We start from the raw sequence: 1,969 nt of genomic DNA, 5'->3' as shown, positions 1-1,969 counted from the left end.
TATTAGGCACGAGCTACTTTACCAGACTTCAAAGTCTTAGTTGGTCTATTTTAAGGAATTTTAAAGATCTTGAAAGATTGAAAACACTGATAAAATAGCATTTAGTACTTTAAAGAACTATAAAGGTTTTAGAAGTGATGTACAAATGATGTACAAATGATGTACAAATTTACTCTGCTATTTTGCTCAATGTCTGTAGAACCTGCTCTTGCTCTTGATGCTTAAATTCATCGATCATGTGTGCATAAACTTTTAAAGTAATTGTAGCATTAGCATGGCCTAGACGTCTGCTTACAGTTTGCACGTCAATCCCAGACGCTAATAAATAAGAGGCATGTGTGTGTCTAAGAGAATGGAAATGAAAACTAGGTCTATCTATACCTATGTCAATTAAATAGCGCCTGAGAGCTTGATTTATGGCTTGTGAGGTAGGTGGAAACCCGGTTCTTTTAGTCGCGAATATTTTTTCACTATCATTTACTTTTAGTTCTTTAATTAGATCAAGTACAAAATCATTTACCGCGATCGTTCTAATAGAGCTTTTTGTTTTTGGTGTAGATAATTCCCGTCTATCTTGATTCCATGATTTTGAGATAGAAATTGTCTTATTTTTAAAATCCACATCAGACCAGGTAAGGGCGGACAATTCCCCAAGCCTTGCCCCGGTATATAGCGCAGTTAGGATAAGATAAGCACTGGTATAACGTGGTTGGCGAACATAAGAAATGTGTTTACTAAGCTTTTCCATTTCATTTAGGTTTAACCACTCGATAGGCTTTACTTTCTTATTGTTACCTGATAATGAGGCGTGGTTGGTAAAATCCTTATATACTACACCATCATCAACCGCAAAAGAAATGCAATCTTTAATTTGAGTATGAAGCTTTTTAACAGTACCTATTGCATGATCTTTACTAAACCAGTTAATAAATTTTTGATAATCAGATTTAGTTATATCTTTAATTTTAGTTTCTTGAAAATAATCTTTGATATATTTTTCGTGTGTTTCATATCTCTTTAAAGTAGAACTTTTAACTTTGGGCTGTTTATATGTTTCGTAATACTCTTTAAAATAAGCGGCAAAAGTTGGATTAATCGATAAATTAGCGCCGGCTATTTGTTTAGCTTCCCATTCAATACCATACTTGGTTGCTTCAGCTTTAGTTTTAAACCCACCCTTTGACGGTTGTACAAGAACACTTTCTAATTTATACGAACCATCTTTCTGCTTAACCATTTTCTTTTCGCGCTTGGTTATACGAACGGTCCACGTTTTACCACGTTTATAAACATTTGCCATAATAAACCTCCCATTGTAACCAATAGTCTGCTACAATAGAAACGCAGACTTCTTGTAAGTCTATTCATATTTGGTTGCATATAACTCACTTGCTATGCCAGTAGCAGGTGAGTTTTTTGTTTTGCTTTTAAAGTCATCAGTTATTGGACCCTTTTAAGTTAACTGAAAAGTTTAGTAATTGCTGCAACCACAATCCCGGCGACAATTGAAGCTAATATTCCAAGAACCCAATCAACTTTTTTGTTGGCAAAATTAGCGATATTTTTAACATCATTGATGTTGTTGTTCAATTCAGCAAAACGTTTATCCATTTCAGCGAAACGATTGTCAATATGACGTAAAAGCTTTTCATTACTTAATTCTAGTTCGGTATGAGTTACGTATTTATCTTTGTCCATAGGTGGTTCACCTCCATTACTATTATCTCCGATTTTAGAGGGATGGTCTACATTATTACCTTTAACTATGTGAAGTCTGGTGGTCTCGTTAACACTCATTAATCTACCTCACTAACCAAAATATTAGTTTCAAAAATTTTTTCAAAAGAATTGGAATTAAAATTCTCTTTTGTTGTGTCTTTATCTATATACCAAATAGAGACATTAACATTATTTACTGAAACTTGAAAGCTAAGATTCATGCTCTTTTCGCATGTTTCCTGGCTTTTTC

2 protein-coding genes are annotated in these 1,969 nt (G+C 33.7%); both read right to left on the bottom strand.

Features of this window, described 5'->3' with window-relative positions:
• Positions 1-169: 169 nt before the first annotated feature.
• Positions 170-1,300 carry a tyrosine-type recombinase/integrase gene (locus FC46_RS09735; protein ID WP_057800222.1) on the bottom strand — a complete coding sequence of 377 codons (1,131 nt, stop codon included), beginning with the start codon at positions 1,298-1,300 and terminating at the stop codon, positions 170-172.
• Between the two features lie 158 nt (positions 1,301-1,458).
• Positions 1,459-1,797, bottom strand: coding sequence for a hypothetical protein (locus FC46_RS09730; protein WP_057800220.1), 339 nt, complete (start codon positions 1,795-1,797; stop codon positions 1,459-1,461).
• Between the last annotated feature and the right edge of the window lie 172 nt (positions 1,798-1,969).

The sequence above is a fragment of the Lactobacillus kalixensis DSM 16043 genome, from assembly GCF_001434335.1.
GTDB lineage: Bacteria > Bacillota > Bacilli > Lactobacillales > Lactobacillaceae > Lactobacillus > Lactobacillus kalixensis.
The sequence above is the reverse complement of the archived record's forward strand: the minus strand, read 5'-3'. Positions and strand labels throughout refer to the sequence as shown.

Coding starts and splice junctions, on each gene's coding strand:
- FC46_RS09730 (WP_057800220.1), bottom strand. CDS start 1,797: ATGAGTGTTAACGAGACCACCAGACTTCACATAGTTAAAGGTAATAAT.
- FC46_RS09735 (WP_057800222.1), bottom strand. CDS start 1,300: ATGGCAAATGTTTATAAACGTGGTAAAACGTGGACCGTTCGTATAACC.